The 16,044-nt window shown below is 51.4% G+C and carries 10 protein-coding genes; 7 read left to right on the top strand and 3 right to left on the bottom strand.

Going from position 1 to position 16,044, the window contains the following annotated elements:
• Window positions 1–27: 27 nt before the first annotated feature.
• Window positions 28–897, top strand: a complete 870-nt coding sequence (locus GOV79_RS15840; RefSeq protein WP_170790474.1) for a metallophosphoesterase family protein — start codon at window positions 28–30, stop codon at window positions 895–897.
• Here the strand turns inward: GOV79_RS15840 and GOV79_RS15835 are convergent, their stop codons facing one another.
• Window positions 898–1,656, bottom strand: a complete 759-nt coding sequence (locus tag GOV79_RS15835) for a DUF4956 domain-containing protein (RefSeq protein ID WP_170493949.1) — start codon at window positions 1,654–1,656, stop codon at window positions 898–900.
• 182 nt (window positions 1,657–1,838) lie between these two features.
• On the opposite strand from GOV79_RS15835, the gene GOV79_RS15830 reads away from it, so the two are divergent.
• Both GOV79_RS15830 and GOV79_RS15825 read left to right on the top strand, forming a co-directional pair.
• Window positions 1,839–2,771, top strand: a complete 933-nt coding sequence (locus tag GOV79_RS15830) for an SdiA-regulated domain-containing protein (protein WP_170790473.1) — start codon at window positions 1,839–1,841, stop codon at window positions 2,769–2,771.
• Window positions 2,772–2,990: 219 nt separating this feature from the next.
• Window positions 2,991–4,535, top strand: coding sequence for a ShlB/FhaC/HecB family hemolysin secretion/activation protein (locus GOV79_RS15825; protein ID WP_170790472.1), 1,545 nt, complete (start codon window positions 2,991–2,993; stop codon window positions 4,533–4,535).
• Window positions 4,536–6,071: 1,536 nt separating this feature from the next.
• Here the strand turns inward: GOV79_RS15825 and GOV79_RS15820 are convergent.
• Window positions 6,072–6,896, bottom strand: coding sequence for a hypothetical protein (locus GOV79_RS15820; RefSeq protein ID WP_170408651.1), 825 nt, complete (start codon window positions 6,894–6,896; stop codon window positions 6,072–6,074).
• A 121-nt stretch (window positions 6,897–7,017) separates the two neighbouring features.
• On the opposite strand from GOV79_RS15820, the gene GOV79_RS15815 reads away from it, so the two are divergent.
• From GOV79_RS15815 to GOV79_RS15800, 4 genes are read left to right on the top strand one after another with little or no spacing between them, the layout of a single operon-like run.
• The gene (locus GOV79_RS15815; protein ID WP_170790471.1) at window positions 7,018–7,671 is read left to right on the top strand and encodes a hypothetical protein; all 654 of its coding nucleotides are present in this window, start codon (window positions 7,018–7,020) and stop codon (window positions 7,669–7,671) included.
• A complete protein-coding gene (locus GOV79_RS15810; RefSeq protein WP_170408649.1) occupies window positions 7,668–9,620 on the top strand; it encodes a TnsB C-terminal domain-containing protein in 1,953 nt (650 codons plus the stop codon). Before GOV79_RS15815 ends, GOV79_RS15810 begins: the two co-directional genes overlap by 4 nt.
• On the top strand, window positions 9,601–10,581 hold the full coding sequence (locus tag GOV79_RS15805) for a TniB family NTP-binding protein (RefSeq protein WP_170790470.1): 981 nt from the start codon (window positions 9,601–9,603) through the stop codon (window positions 10,579–10,581). Before GOV79_RS15810 ends, GOV79_RS15805 begins: the two co-directional genes overlap by 20 nt.
• The gene (locus tag GOV79_RS15800; protein ID WP_170790469.1) at window positions 10,553–12,382 is read left to right on the top strand and encodes a TniQ family protein; all 1,830 of its coding nucleotides are present in this window, start codon (window positions 10,553–10,555) and stop codon (window positions 12,380–12,382) included. The genes GOV79_RS15805 and GOV79_RS15800 overlap by 29 nt, the downstream gene beginning before the upstream one ends.
• On the opposite strand, the gene GOV79_RS15795 is transcribed toward GOV79_RS15800, so the two are convergent.
• A complete protein-coding gene (locus GOV79_RS15795) occupies window positions 12,379–15,747 on the bottom strand; it encodes a hypothetical protein (protein ID WP_170790468.1) in 3,369 nt (1,122 codons plus the stop codon). The genes GOV79_RS15800 and GOV79_RS15795 overlap by 4 nt on opposite strands.
• Window positions 15,748–16,044 lie beyond the last annotated feature (297 nt).

Raw genomic sequence — 16,044 nt, 5'->3', positions numbered from 1 at the left:
GCTCTGCTCGCCTGCAAAGCGGCGGCATTGGATGTCATCGTCATATCGGATCTGAATGGAAGCTATGGTTCGGTAAGATACGATGCCCGCGTCGACAAGGCGATTGAGCGCATAATCGAGTTTGATCCAGATCTGGTTATTTCGACCGGAGATATGGTTGCGGGACAGCGCATTCCCAACTTGTCCGACAAACAGGTCAGGGATATGTGGAATGCGTTTCACGAGGTCGTATCAGATCCATTAGAGGCTGCCGGCATTCCATTTGCGGTCACACCTGGAAACCATGATGCCTCCGCCTACCGAGGGTTCGAGCGTGAAAGGAAAATATACGCAGAGGAATGGACGCCGAGAAAACCAGGCGTCGACTTCCTGGTTTCAGATGACTACCCGTTCTTCTACGCATTTGAGATGCAGGGCATTACGTTTGCGTCTTTGGATGCAACGACCCTAGGACCCCTATCCGGTGACCAGCAGGACCGGTTACAGGAATTGGGTGCAGACGGAGACCCGATTGTCACTTTCAGTCACCTCCCACTTTGGCCGTTCGCGATCCAGCGCGAACGCGAAATCATCGGTGACCCAACACTTGAAAAAATCTATCTGGAAAGCGGTGTTGTTCTGCATCTTTCAGGCCACCATCATGCCTTCTACCCCGGTTGGAAAGACGGTGTGGCTTATGTCTCTCAAGCTTGTTTGGGAGGTGGTCCGCGGCGGCTTATTGGCGATAGCGCCAGATCACCTCACAGCTTCACTCATGTTACGTTCCAGCCGAACGGAGAGTTTGAGATAGCCGTATATCGAGGCCCTGACTTCGAAAGGTCGGTAAACTTCAAGTCGCTCCCGAAAGAGATCAGATCCCCGAATGCGGTGTTGAAACGCTTAGACCTTGTGAAATGACTAGAGGTTGAGTTTCAGTTCGACTTTTTCAGGGACCAGATCATTTATCATCTCTTCGATCCGGGCTTCCGTCAGTCCACCCGAGGTGATGAAAAGCAATGAAACCCGAGATTTTCCGGGGACGTGGTGTTTTCTGACCAGCTTCCAGCCAGCCTCTGTGGCCATGGCTTCAATGGCTCCGGTGACTTTCAATGAGTGCTCTTCGTCCGAAGCTTTGAGCGAAATTTCCACACCCTTGTTTCGCCCTCCGAGCCAAATGAAACACCAACAAACAACCGCCACTAGTGTGGCCATCAGCGGCAAGCCCAAACCGACCGCAAGACCAAGAACAGTCACGATTATCATTTCGACAGTGTCCACCGGATCATCGAGATTGGAGCGGAACCTGAGCAACGCTCCGATACCAAAGATAACGAAACCGATCATTGACCCGTGCTGAACCACCAGGAAACCAACCGCCATGCCGATAAGCGCATACAGGAAGAAAAGCCTTGGCATAACTATGTCGCGGACGCTTCTACGGGCTTTACGTCTCACCGGATGATATACGATCAAGCCAGCCAGAATGATCGTGACGATCACATCGAGAGTAAAGAAATACAGTTCCTGTTTGCCACGAAACTGCGTCCACCGGCGTTCGATAACGATTTCCGACCCCGAAGCCCCGGCCAGCATCGTCGCAGGGTCGACTTGTGACACCGCAGCACCTGGCAACAGCAGCATCAACAACACGGTCACAAATGTGAGGGTCGTATTCAACTTGTCTTCCTCCCTGCTCACGCCAAAGGCTTACGCTTAACCAAAGGCACATCGTGCCCTATTCAATTCAATCGCAACAGGCGGGATCAGGTAAAGAGATTACAGTGCATTCTTCGGACATCGTATCCGGACTGTGATACGAACGCTGATACAGGGATGTGGTCCAAGCGCGAGAGAATCCAATGACAGAAAACAGAGTGTTTTCGTCAAAAGCTGAAATTTCACGGTGTTTCTGCAAACTTAGACGACTCGCTTTTACGGCCAGCTCGGTTGCGGCAGCCTTCTTGCCTTGGACCAATTTTGCCTACGCCGAAAGTGCTGGTTTGGTTCTGGTCGATAAATTCAAGGTGGCAGACAAATCAGAGGGATTTTCAGAGCCTTCCGGTTTGGCAATGTCTAACGCTGAAGGCTTCTTGTGGTCTGTAAGTGATGCCGAACCTAAACTGCACCTACTCAGAGTCGACGGGGTATTAGGAAACTCTTTCAAGTTGCCAGCATTGGCAGGATCAGATTTGGAGGGTGTTGCACCTCGAAAGGATGGGTCTGTTTTGGTGCTTCAGGAAACTGACCGATCAATTCTAGTCGTTCACCCAACCGAACCCATTCAATTGACAACAATACCTCTCACATCTCTTAAAGGTTACTCGGCCGCCGCTGAATTACTCGTTGGCAACCCATTAAACAAGGGACCCGAAGGTATCGCTGTTGACCCGGAATCGGGGCGGGTCTTCATTGGCATTGAAGGACAACCAAGGTTGTTAATGGTCGTATCACCAGCGCTAGACGAAATTGTTGAGATCATTCCTTTAGCCCGCGATGCAGGTTTTATCTCCGAGCGTGTAGATGATGATGAACTGGATTTGAGCGGCCTAGCATGGTCCCCGTCCTCACGTTCTCTTTGGATTGTAAGTGACAAAGGCCGTCAAATCTTCGTCTACAATCCAGAGTCCAAGTCCGTAAAGTCTATCAGTTTGACGTTCACAGAAGATGGCAAACAAAAGGAAGTTAAACATCCCGAAGGAATCGCTCTCGATGAGACCAAAGGGCTTCTCTATGTCCTAACAGACGATGCCAAGAAATCGCGGCTTTATGTTTTTGAGCAACCGGAATTGTGAGGACTGTCCTACTAGTTCTCTACTCTAACTTGTTGAAAAGCCGGTTTGTGTAATTCAGCGCCGTCGTATGTGCGGCGTAATAAGTAAATCTGCGTTCTGTTCACTGTGTTTCTTAAAAACATCACCCATCAATACATTCGAGTAGCGTCAGGTTCACACATGCGAACCACATAATAACATTGGACTTCAACATGCTCAGTCACTTTAAGGTTGTCAAAAATGCGCGTATTCAGATCAGTTGTTTTTGCGATCATTTGCACTCTTGTGGCCACTGCATCAGTTCCAAGAAGTAGCATTGCCCAAACCTGGGACATCGCATCCCAGCACTCGGTCAGCGGCGTAACGGTGTATGATGCGGATGAGCTGTTAACTTTTGCCGGTCAGTTGGCCTTTGATCGATCAGGGCGCATTACAGCGGTGGAGGTCGCATCAACGATCACTCAGATCTACCGAGAAGACGGCTACTTCTTGGCTGAGGCGTGGCCTGGTCCCGATGGGCAGAGCATAGTTGTTGATGAAGGGCGCATTCAAACCATCGAAATTGAAGGCGTAGATACTCGCACGTTCAAAACACTAGAGAAGATTTTTCAGCCCCTCACCACCGCATATCCAATAACTCTCAAACGATTTGAGCGGGCGGTTATGCTAACCGAGGACATACCCGATTTGGACGTGTCGACCGAACTTGATTACCCGGATCAGGCTGGTGCTCGGCTGAGGGTATTGGGAGAACCACTGCGCAAACAAGCCGGTAGTGCGACACTCGACAACCCTCCGCGTGAGCTTGGAGAAGCGCTCAGCTTCTATGTCGTACAAGAGTTTTATTCAACGCTGACCGTCGGGGATTTGCTGCGATTTGAGGGATCAGGCAATTACAATTGGGACAAAGACGATGAACACTCTTTATGGGGCGCTCTTACCTATCGCACGCCGCTGAACAGCAATGGTCTGTACGGTGAGATCTTCTACGGGAACATAAACGCAAAACGTGACCTCTCGGGGGACTTTGCGAGAACAGATATTGACGGCGAGAACTTCACAGTCGCGATGGGTTACCCCGTGATCCGCGATGTGGCCCGTTATGGGTATCTTCTGTTGGACTATCGCCTTTCAAAAGCGGACTCAGTCAGTGGTGGCGTTCCACTATCCAGTGACGCGAGTGTCGTTGGCCTTACATATCTTTACGGGCAAAACTATCCAAAGGGACAAGCTCTGGAAGCGGGGCTAACCTTATCTTTTGGTGACAATGACAACGACACGACAGACGCGAATTTTGACGACGGGGACTCTTCGTTCTGGCATCTACGAGGCGGCGTCGGATACGAAAGCCCGCTAACGGGCTTGTCTCCCAACACAGCTTGGCGAACCGAGATCTGGGGGCAGTACACAACAGACCGGCTGCCCTCGGTCGAAGAGTACTTCCTTGGTGATCGTTATGCTTTGCGCGGATATCGTTTTGACGAAGTGGATGGCGATTCCGGGATTTCCGCGATTTTCGAAGTGTCTCATTCCTACTTCCCCAGTTCCCAGAGCATACATCGCTTAACGCCCTTTGCCTTTTTCGACGTGGGTTACATCTCGAACAATGACCCTGCGAGTTTCGAAGTTGATAATGCTACACTGGCGTCGACAGGTCTGGGTTTGGACATTGAGTTTAAGAAAAATCTATTTCTGTCCGGATATGTCGGTGTCCCTTTGAGAGACGGCCCTTTGACCGACTCTGGCGATCCTGGCGCGTATCTTGCTCTGACAACAAGTTGGTGAGAATGTTATGAAACTGAACCGAATTGCTGTACTTACCGCAACTTGTCTAATTACAGAACTGGCCGTTACTCAGGTCTTTGCCCGCGGAAATCACTACGGGTGGTGCCGAGGTGTAGGGAACCCACACCAGTCGAGCCAAGGGTGCGGGCAGGCTGGTGGGCAAGGGGCAGGTAATCAAGTTACTGGCCCAACTCAGCCGGTGGCAAATCAGTTGCCGCCTAAGGGAACGCAGCAAACGCCCACGTCCGTTACTGTTCCAGTCCTTGCGCCGGGCGCGGTCCCGAACGCAATTCCCGGTCAGGTTCCTATTGCGACACCGATAGCGGTTCCTGGTCAGGTTCCCACGCCGGTAGTAGCGCCAACTCTAGCTCCGCCTTTGGCACCAAACGCGACACCAAACCGGGTTCCGACAGCCGTTCCCAATCAGGTTCCACCATTGGTCGCCGGTCCTACCGCGGTGCCGTCGCAAGTTCCGACTGCAACTCCCAATCAAGTTCCGGTCGCTACCCCTGGCCAGGTTCCGCCTCAACCCACCGGCCCAACAGCGGTGCCGCCACTTGTGCCCACCGCAACACCAAACCAAATACCAGTCGCAGTTCCTGGTCAGGTCCCACCTCAGCCCACTGGACAAACTGCTGTGCCACCGCTCGTCCCAACTGCAACACCAAACCAGATTCCGGTCGCAGTGCCCGGCCGTGTTCCGCAACTCAGCGGTACTACGGCGACACCACCGCTTGTCCCAACCGCAACCCCCAATCAGGTTCCCACGGCGGTTCCTGGCCAGGTTCCACAGTTGACACCAAAACCGACGGCAACTCACGTGGCAGTCCCAGGGCATCCGAAGCCACAAGGCGTCGTGACAATCATGCGCCCTAAGCCGAGGCCGACAACCGGTACTGTCCAGCAACCTGGCACAACACAAGTGACCCACCATCTAACGCACCAAAGCAATGCGAAGAAACACGATCACGTCGCAGCAACACCTGGACGACATGACCCGCACGACCTACCGAGATTCCGCAACGCGGCGGCCAAGGAAGACTGGGAATGCGTTGCCAGCGGATTTGGACAGCGCCGTTATGATGCTGGGCGAGGCGTGTTGCTGAACAACGGAGCGTTACGGCACCTGGGAAACGTGGACGCAATGGCACGGGATGTGCCTGCAAGGCATCCAAAACATTCTGGATGCATTATTTCGGTCAAACGAAAGCAGCGCTGAAGCTCGCATGGTAGGTTTTGCTCGGACAATGAGATTAGTCGACCAATAGTTCGTCAATTGTCATCTGGATAATTGGATTTCGTATTGCCCATATTCCCTGGCGTTTACGTTGGCTGACGTAGCCCAAAAATGCTCTGTACCTAAATTTGCCTCAATTAGGACAACAATCTAAAGTGCCGCACTTCCAAGAAGAGCCTCCGACCATCTGGGACGGTCAGGTCGGGCAAGCGAAACGTTGAACGGCAACTTTGCAAAGTCAGCTTTCTGCGCATTGCAGACCTTCGCGCACGGCATAACACCCAACATTAGAGAGTGCATCATCCCAGAACTTTTAGATCTTTTGGTGCGAGCCGACTTTTCTCCGGCAATGTCCCAAATTTAATTCCTTCGATTTCGAGTTTGTCTCGTATCGCTACAAGTTCACCCAGTTTGTACTCAGATTGCTCAGGAACAACGTATAGTACTTGAGGAACCTTTCTCAAAAGAAGTGCTGCTCTTGCCAGTTGGTCAATCAAGTAGCCAGGATCAATTCTATTCCTCGGGCCTTTGATCTCAATCGCCGCAAAAGGCTCCGAGCCTTTGTATACGATTAAGTCTGTGGCAAGAGGCTCGAACGTTCTGCCTTCTCGAACAGTCAAATTTTCCACATTGAAGATGTCACTAGTGTTCTGTTTGAAAAGCATTTTTGCGTTTACTTCGAAGTCTCGGGCTCTTCGCTGGCCGCCAAAACCACCTCTAGCAATCACGACCGCAGGCTTCTCCGCCAATCGAACTTCATCAAGAATAGACTTAGTTTCCGCCTGAGATAACTCCCCTGAAAGAACGGCATCAGCTATCTCTTTGGATTTCCTAGGGTCATACCGATCTATCCTTGAAAGCAAAATAACTTGCATCATGGCCAGCCAGTCGGGCTTTGATTCAAAAAGATCGGGTCGGTTCTGTTCTAACCATTTCGCCGCGGACATCGGATTGCGAAGGCTTGCAGGCTTTGTGCCTCTAATAGCGGCAACGCTTTGGAGTGCATCGTCCGGAAACGCGTACCCGCAGGCTTGGCTGTCTTGGACAACGCGATTCAGCCACGCTCCGAGGGCAATCCAGTTTTCAGTTTTGGCCAAATCTTGAAATTCGTCTTCAGTCATCATCGGTCGCAATCATTTTATTCGCATCGAGCCCATTGCCAATGCGAATGGATGCATGTATAGAGCCCGTATGAGGATAGATCGACACGCACCCCCGACGGCCCGACGCGTTCACAAGCGCGGAATGAAAAAACGCGCTGGCAAAATGTCTGGCGTCAAGTTCCCAGGCGTCATTCAGCTCGAAAGCCAAATGGAAGCAGCACTGGTTCGTTGCATGCAGGTCGACCCTCGTGTGGTCTCGCTTAAGCCACAGCCTTGCACAATCGACATGGGAACCGGAAGAGCATTTGCAAACAAAGAAGCGGCGCTAGAGGCTTATGAAGGGCGTCGGTACAGGCCTAAGCTTTATACACCAGACCTAGAAGTCACACTTGTCGACGGCCGTTTGTTCTACTTGGACGCCAAGCACAGCGCTCACATAGATAAGAAACCTGAGTACCTGGACTATCCTTCACTTCTTGCCGAAGTCGGAATCTCGCTTGTCATTGTAACTGAGTCCTTATTGCAGGGGCCGATTGATCGAAATGCTTGGCTGCTATTGCAAGGACAAGCCGAAGAGACCGCCCCTAAACTTGCAAGCAAAATAGCGTGTCTCAAACAGCAACGTGTGACGTTCAAAGAACTAAGAGAGAACATTGGCATCCCCCAAGCGAAGATTCTTCGCCTTATTCTTGATGGCTATCTGGTGTTCGATTTTTCATGTGAAGCTCTTGGGCCATCCACGAACCTGAATACTGCGAACCGCGACCAAAGACATCTGGAGGTAATCGAATTTTGAAGCAGATTGTCAAAAGGCGGCACCAGAGAACCATCAAATATAGGGGAGAAACCTATGCTGTCGATGGAGCGATAGCTGGGCGGGATGCATATCAGATATCGAACTCCCAAGTTGATCCTTTTGAGATATCTGGACAAGAATATCGAGACCATGTGCACGATGGGCTAGTGAAGGAAGAAGGCTTCGACAAACGTCCTCGTAATGTAACCGCTAAAGATGCACGTGAAGCTCAGCTCAGACTACGCATTGTGGAAAATGCACTAAAGCTTGGGGAGGAAGGCGTTCATTGGGCAAAACGCATACCGATACTTCAACGCGAGTTCGCCGAAGAACCCACCTTCAAAATCAAGGGTAACCGTTTTCCGAGGCAATCGACTGTTCAGAATTGGGTCAAATTGTATCGGCGCGGCGGGCCGGACGCGCTTTTGCCCAAGCACAGCAATTCAGGAAATCGTATGCCAAGGTTTGACAGCGTTTTCCACGAGATAGTGCTCGATCTATTGGAAATGCAATATACGTCGTCGGACAGACAAAATCTAACAAGTCTGTCTAGCGACGCTTATAATCAATACCAGTTGGTTTGCCATGAGAATGGCATAAAACCTGGGTGCTGCGGACGCAAGGCAGTCGAAGCGATTGTGCACACAATCCCTCATTTTGACGTTCTAAAGTGGCAACTGGGCAGTAACGAGGCGCGCCAACACATGCGAATTGCCCAAAAATACTATGATATAACAGCACCTTACGATCAAATAGAATTGGACTGCACAAAAGCTGACATAATGCTGGTTGATGATAGCGGGGAGGTAATAGGTCGGCCGTGGATTTGTGCAGCGATTGACTGTGCTACTAGTTGGATTGTCGCATTTCAGGTCTTCCTACCAGATCCATCATCAGAACATGTGGCCAAAGCTCTAAAGGAGATGATTAGCTACCCAGAGGAAGACTTTTTCGAACAGCACGAAATTGTAAACAGGAAAAAAATCGCCGCACTGCCGAAAGTGGTTGTAATGGATCAGGGTTCAGAGAACGTGGGCGAACCCATCGATGCTTTTATCGAAGTTGCTGGTGTCCATGGCCATTGGGCGCAACCTCGAAAACCCCAGGAAAAGCCGTTTATCGAAAACTTGTTCGGGGCAGTACGAAGCAAAGTCAGCCAGCTTCCGGGTGCGACTAAGTCAAAGGCATATCCCGACCGGGATCGAACCAAAAAAGCAATGGATGAAGCCCGCCTGACGCTAAGAGTGTTCAATTCAATAATGCAACGCTGGCGCTACGACGAATATGGAAGAACTCCGAGGAGAAAAGTCCAAGACATCTTTAAACGGGGTGAAACACCTAGCGCCGCTTGGGACAGATTGGCAGATGAACACATAGTGCCAGAACCCCCGTCTTTGGACGAGCATCACGCAGCGCTGATGATCCAATCCGAATCTCGAACTCTGTGGCACTACGGTATCGAATTCGAGAGTATGCAATACAACTCTGAAGACTTGGCAAGGCTGTACCGACGACTAGGCCCGCGCCAGCGTGTTGAAATACGCTATGCTCCACTTGATGCTAGGGAAATTTTGGTCGTGGATCCGCATACAGGCGAGTTGGTGCGCGCGTCCAACAAAGCAAAAGACTTGGCAGCACTTTCTTATCGTGAGCTAAGAGAATGCCGGTCACCCAAGGCGAAACACAACGGACCAATCAAAACGGCTTTGGAGATCCACAAAGATATCCAAGCGCGCAGGACGTATAAGCAGGGCAAAAAAACTAAACTGCAAAGGAACCGCTCTGCGGAAATCGACAAGTTGCGGGCCGCTGATATGCAGAACAGAAGTTTGAAAGAACCACAACTAATTGACCAAATACGGTCAGAGGTTGGTCACAACAAGCTCGCAGTTACGAGATCAAAGAACTTGCCAAGGGTCGAAAGAAAAGATGCTGGACCAAACAACTAGTAGAGCTCTGCAAGGTGCATTCATCCGACATAGCCGCCACGAATGGGCTGTCTCGGAGATAAAACGTCTTTTGAATATTGCAGCAACCGAGGGTGGACGGATCATACCAATCTTGGGGCCGACGAGATGTGGAAAGACAGAACTGACAAAGGACTTGAAGGCACAAGTTGAAAATGACCGCCACGGCCCAAGTGCTATTCTGGTATCATCAGATGTCATTCTGGGCCGACTTGCGCCACGGCCTTCCGAGCGGGATTATTACGGTTCCTGCTTGCGAAGCATGGGCTTTGATTTCGTAGAACGAGAGCGACCTGCCCAAATTCGAGAACGTCTCTTTCGGCTCGTAGCTGAGCACGGCATTCAAACAATCATTATCGACGAAGTGAACCATTGCGCCGAAACTCTGACTAGGCACTCGCGTCGACAAGCCGCTGATCACTTCAAGACTATTGTTGATGAAACCTCAGTCACTCTGATTTTAGCTGGGTTGCCAATGTTCGAAGCGGTTATGGACAGCAACGAGCAGTTTGCGGGACGCTGTTTGAACACCATTCGAATGAACCCCTATTGGTGGAGCGTTGAGGCTGATCGTATCGCGTTCTGCGATGCAATCTTTGCTGCCTTCTATTGTCTTGAGGAGTCCGGCATCCTTTTGGAGTTTGACCAAGACGATATGGTACGGCGATTGTACGGTGTTTCCGGCGGACGTGTGCCAGTGGCGTTGGAAGTGCTGCGCGCGCCCCTGGCATTGGGTGCCCAAAATTCACAATACAGCACCAAAACGATTGCCAGGGCAGCGACGGATTCAGGCCTGGAGCGAGATCCGTATCAGTCGTTTTTTCAAGAAGAACCACCATCGGATACTGAGCTGATCAGGTCATACATCAGAGTCATGGCAGATGCTGGTCTCGAAGTAGAGCCTATGACGTCGCATGAGCTTGCGATTATGCGAGGTGTTTGAGGTGCCGGGTTTGTTTGCAGTACCACCATTGAAAGGCGAGAGCCTTATCGGATACTTGCGTCGTCTAGCCCATGTAAATGGATACAGAGATGTCTCTGAATTTTTGACACGGTTCCGGCGGAAGTATGGGCGAATTCTAGTCGAGAACATCGAGCACTTTGAGCAAGAGATGGGCTTAGAGAAAGGTTTGTTGGTTGCTATCTCCCCTTCTGCCAAACCTGAGTCACCCAGCTTAAACTGGCGTTTCGAGCGGCATCATAGCGATCCGATTTGCCCTTCATGTCTTGCCGATGGCTTACCCTTTCAACAAACTTGGCGTCATTACTTGGTGACAACCTGTCACCATCACAAAACGCGTCTTCAAGATGTTTGCCCTGTCTGCAAAACCACATTGCGTCCGACGTCCGGCGGCTTTGATAAATGCAGATGTGGCTTTAGCTACTCCAATTTCCCACGGGTGGCAGCAAAGGACCACGAAGTGATCATTTCCGCCTTGATTGCGGGAGATTCAACGGTTGGCAAGCGGTTTCTTGACCTTGCAGAAGGGCGTCAGGTCCCAAAAGACATTGGCGCTTTTATTAATTTCCTAGCGAGTGGTTTCGCTCAGAACCGCACGGGCAAGTCTGGGAAAACACAAACACCCAAAAGCGTTGCAGATTCGTTGGAACTGATTGAGCCGTTGGCAACTGTATTTGACCATTGGCCAAATGGGTTCGAAGAACACGTTCGAGGGTTGATACTGGCAGGAAATTCAGAATCCAACTCTGTGCCGTCCATGCTCGGAAGCTGGTATCAAAGACTTATGAAGTTCGAAGATGATGCGTACCAGCCTTTCAGAGATGCAGTGTCGCGTGCTGCTTCAACCGAGTTCAAGGGAACCTACCTGGGAAAGCTAACGCCGTTGCAAGCTCGGGAATGGGTCTCGGCTAAACAAGCAGCCAAGGAACTGGGAATTTCTGCACAGCGCTTGGTGGCTGAGGTTCAGTCAGGTCAAATTGCCGGAAAGCAAGCCCGTAGCGGGTATGGGCACAGGCATACGATGATTCCACGCTTCGAAATTTCGAACATCTATCTGGATAGGAAGCGGTATTGGGATGGGTTGCAGGCCAGAGACTACCTTGGTGTTACAAGAAAGCAATTTGATCTGCTTCGCGCGTCAGAATTGATCCACGAGGTTGCTGCTGAATACCGTCCTCCACTTGTTGATGGCTGCATTGACGGTGAAAGCCTAAAAGAGCTCACAACAAACATTCGAAACTGCACTAAAGTTCAAGCGGGAGAAACTATTCCGTTCAATCAGCTCAACCTGAGGCGCACAACTGATCGAGCTGCTTTGATGCATGTTCTTCAGAAAATCTCCACAGGCGTTATCAAACCTGTTGTTGCGGAAGAAAACATGCGACTTGGTGAGTTTCATTTTTCAGTTTCCGACATCGACCGCGAACTTGGGACGCAGCGGTTGTCAAAAGACTGGACCGCAAATGATGTCGCAAAGTTGACGGGTTGGAAGGCTCAGGCGGTGACACATTGGTGCAAGCTGGGCCTGCTCGGATCTCGCAAAGTTCCGCACGGCCCAAGCGAGTCTTTCTTGGTCAGACCACAGCAGCTTGCGATCTTTCAAAGCGAGTACATGCCCGTCGCGACACTGGCGAGGTCAAGAGGTACAACATCCCGAAAGCTACTGTCCGATTTTGAGAGCAAAGGGATTGAGACACATGGCGCGCAAATTGAAGGTAAGACGATGCGAGGGCACCTAGTAAAACTAAGTGACCTGGCTTCGCTGCTGTCTGAGGCCGCCTAGTGCTCGCCTGCACCATCCGAAAAGAACACCACTGAAATGCGCTGTCCAATTGCAGGTTCATGGTCGCGTGAAACCTGTTCAGCTTCCTCGATGACCCGGACCATCTTCTCATGGATCTCTGCGGACGCCTGATGATCGCTTTCGAGCTTTTCCAGGATAACTTGAAGCGCGATGTACCCCTTGGGAAGACCCTCATAGGCGAAGCTGTCACGCACTTCGTGTTTCGCTTTTTCCCAGAAGGGATCAAGCTCACGGCTCCACGCCTCGCACACCATTTCCACGGCAGGCAGTGACATATGGCCAAACAATTCTTGATCACTGAGTTCGACACCACCTTTGCGTCCCATGAACTCGGCGCAAGCTTTCATGAGACTCTCAACGCGAGCGGGGCGCAAGTCCCACTCGGTCAGCTTGCCAATTTGCTCTGAAATCGTCTCTAGCGCTTCAGAGAGATCTTCCAGTGACATGTGGGCGTGCTCCATGCCAAGGCTTCTGGTCCGTTCGTATGCAGTCTCCAGCGATTGGACGCAGGCTAGCTGGTCGCGTTCCAGTATAAGGCCCGGCGCAGTATCCTTAAGAAGCAGCAGGCGAGGCGGAAAGAAGCTATTGCTCTTGCTAAGTCCTTTGAGATGTAGCGCCGTGAATTTCTCACGGGCCGATAGGAGCGCCAACTCGGCGCCCCAGGTGCCTTGGATTTTAGCCTTGTCGATGAGTTTGTAGCGGTCTTCGGGGATTGTTTGCTTGGTGCGTTCCAGCACGTCGTGAAAGTTATTGTCGCGAAGCCGCCGCGGGGATCGCAGATATTCAACAACGCTATCGAGGATCAGTTCTGCGTCTTCGGTGCTTTCTTCTAAGACGGCGTCGATTAGCGCCTCCCCAGCCAAAGTTTTATAGTTCTCTATGCGCTGGGCGATTTTTTCATCGGACGCAAATTGCCCGACGGGTACGTCAACCAGATGGTAATTTACGATCCCAAATTCGCTGTCGATCCTGTCGATCCGACCCAGACCTTGGATGAGCTCTTTCAAGTTTGAGGTCAGGCCAAGCAACACCAACGTATCTGATGACTGTAGGTTGATGCCCTCCGCCATTTTGTAAGTCAGAAAGACCGACGCCGGTCCATCTGGAGCGTTTTTTCCTCCTGGCCGGAAATAAGACTCTACAGACTTGCCTTGTGTGATGCGTTCAAAGGTGTCCGGTCCCTCACCAAAGATTGCCTTCACGGCGCGATCTTCACCCTTGGTTTGGTTCCCCACGACATAGTTGATATGGTGACCTTTGCGCGACAGTGCCTCTGCGAAAATCTCAAGCGTGTCTGTTCGCTCCGCGAGAAACACAACCCGGTCTTTTTCACTTTGAATTCTCAGGCAGGCCTCGTACCGCTTTTCGTCGAGTTCTTTTAAGACGCTCAGTCCAAGCTTCTGGATTAGCGCGTCACATTTCTTTGCGGGTGCGGGCTCGTCAATTCCTAGTGCGGCGAACATGTTTGATTGTTTGCCTTGGAGCACCTTTTTCTTCGATTTTACTCCGCGTTCGAAGTCGCGGAGGGAGTTGCCAATGGCTCCGTGCGACATCTCCCAATGGGCTTGGGCGGCATTCACACGCAGGATGTTCAATAGGTTGCGGATATAGAGTTGATCTTGCGTGCTTTGTTGCGTGCTCACATGCCCGAAGCGGCTTTTCTCGACCGCGGTCACCCTACCACCTGGTGCAAGTTCTTTGCAGAGGGCCACAATCTCATCCAGGCGCGTTTGCTGAGGTTTTGTCGCCTTAAGTTTCTTCGGGCGGCCGTGGTTTTCAAGTCTCGGGTAGCTGTGCTTGCTCGGATCTTTGTCTTCGCCAATGCATCGCCTTTGTCTGCGTGTCAAAAACGGCGCAACGAGCTGAGCGAGTTCGGTGCGAGCCTCTTGCGTCAGCGTCGTGTCAGGCTCTGATAGGACGGCCAGTTGCGCATCCTGGTTGAAGATATCCTTAGGAACTTGGGTTTCGCGCTCGAACAACTCGCCCATGGCCTGAATGAAAGTCGGCGTCATGAAAATGGACGCGCGTTTCTCCTGCATATGGGTCAACCAATCGACATCGCGGTTCCCAAGTAGGGTTGCGGACAGGCAAACATTCCAGCTCGGCGGGGCAAGCTCAATAGCGGATGCCATTTGAGATGCCTGCTCAAAGCCCGGTGTAACAGTATGGCTCTCATCAATGATCAGAATGCCATATTGTTCGAGCCTGAGCCCGGGTTCCTTGTCATCCCCAGCGCCTCGCAGGTTCTGTTTTGCCAACTTGGTATTCGGCTTCGCGTCCAGAGATGGAGTTGAGTATTTTTCCCAACTTGGGATGACCTTAGGGGGTGCAATCACCACCGCATTATTGCGCGCGACACCATGCACCGGAGAGCTGGGCACGACCTTTGAGTAGGTCTTCGTCAAAGCTTCTCCCAAGTGACATCCGATCTCGGTTTTGCCCGAGCCGGTTGGCGCTTCTACGAAAGCGATACCATGGTCATAGACGATGGAACACGCCTCATAGGTCAGGTCCTGTTGATACCCAAACAGGGTATGACCCGTGATCTCTTTTCGATCACCGGTGAGCCAGGGTTCAAACCCCTTTTGCTCCGAGATAGTTCGCGCTATCGCATCTTCAGCGGTCACCGGTTTGATGAGTTTTTCGAGTATCTCCAGCGCTTCGGTATTCCAATCGACAGATACATCCCAAGCCTGCTCAGCTGCTTCTGTGCGTTCGACCTGAAGTTCATGAGTGCCCGCATCCAGGTCATCGGCGTACTCGATGTTTCTGTAGAGCCCTGAGTAGGAAAAGTTTGCGGATCCGGCGACGGCACCTTTTGGCGAGCTGACGATTTTTGAGTGTAGCCGCCGATCCCCAGATATCCCCAACTTGCGTTTTGCGAGTTTCGGATCGAAGACACGCAAATCTATTTTCCCGGTTTTGATGGCGTGTTTTGCTAGCACCGCGATAAGATCGTGGTCCTCTTCCACTTGAAGCCCGGAGCGCTCCAGCCAGTAGAGTTTCATTTCTTCGGTGACTGGTGTGGGGTTGGTCAGCCTTTTGGTATTCGCTGTGTCGATCCCGAACGATATCCGTATCCGGATATCGCTGTCGTTTTCCAGAACCCGCAGTTCGGGCAATTCTTTCATCAAAATCGACAGCGAAGACAAGAAATCCTGATACCCGGTGACAATCAGACAATCCCCGGAGGTGATATGGGGTCGATAAAGATTGATGACGGGCCGGTCGATATTGGTGCCGACCTTCGCAACCGGTTCGGCATCAAGCTCGCTTGCGGACTTTTGATTTGCTTCGGTGAGCTGCTGTGGCTTGGAACGCAGCCAATCAGGGAGTGAAAACAATGAACAAGACTTAGTTTTAGGACGCTTAGTCTAATAGTGATACTGCGGGCATCGTCCTTCAAGACATCACCGGAAGAAACATTCGTTTTCCTGAAACTGTCGAAAACGCGCACCGGTTTTGTGGCAGAAAGCCGGGAGTTCGAGATTTAACATAAGTCGCAATTATGCAGCCTTTGCAGTCTCGCGATCCGAAGCGGCAATTCGTTCAGAAAGCGACACATGTTCGGATTGAGCCCATTCCTAAAGAGTGCTGCATCATAGCCTATAGGCAGCAATATCGTTGACTCTGCGCTCTTG

The sequence above is a fragment of the Ruegeria lacuscaerulensis genome (assembly GCF_013034745.1).
Classification (GTDB): Bacteria; Pseudomonadota; Alphaproteobacteria; order Rhodobacterales; family Rhodobacteraceae; genus Ruegeria; species Ruegeria lacuscaerulensis_B.
The sequence above is the reverse complement of the archived record's forward strand: the minus strand, read 5'-3'. Positions and strand labels throughout refer to the sequence as shown.

Coding starts and splice junctions, on each gene's coding strand:
- GOV79_RS15830 (WP_170790473.1), top strand. CDS start 1,839: ATGACAGAAAACAGAGTGTTTTCGTCAAAAGCTGAAATTTCACGGTGT.
- GOV79_RS15825 (WP_170790472.1), top strand. CDS start 2,991: ATGCGCGTATTCAGATCAGTTGTTTTTGCGATCATTTGCACTCTTGTG.
- GOV79_RS15820 (WP_170408651.1), bottom strand. CDS start 6,896: ATGATGACTGAAGACGAATTTCAAGATTTGGCCAAAACTGAAAACTGG.
- GOV79_RS15815 (WP_170790471.1), top strand. CDS start 7,018: ATGAAAAAACGCGCTGGCAAAATGTCTGGCGTCAAGTTCCCAGGCGTC.
- GOV79_RS15805 (WP_170790470.1), top strand. CDS start 9,601: ATGCTGGACCAAACAACTAGTAGAGCTCTGCAAGGTGCATTCATCCGA.
- GOV79_RS15800 (WP_170790469.1), top strand. CDS start 10,553: ATGAGCTTGCGATTATGCGAGGTGTTTGAGGTGCCGGGTTTGTTTGCA.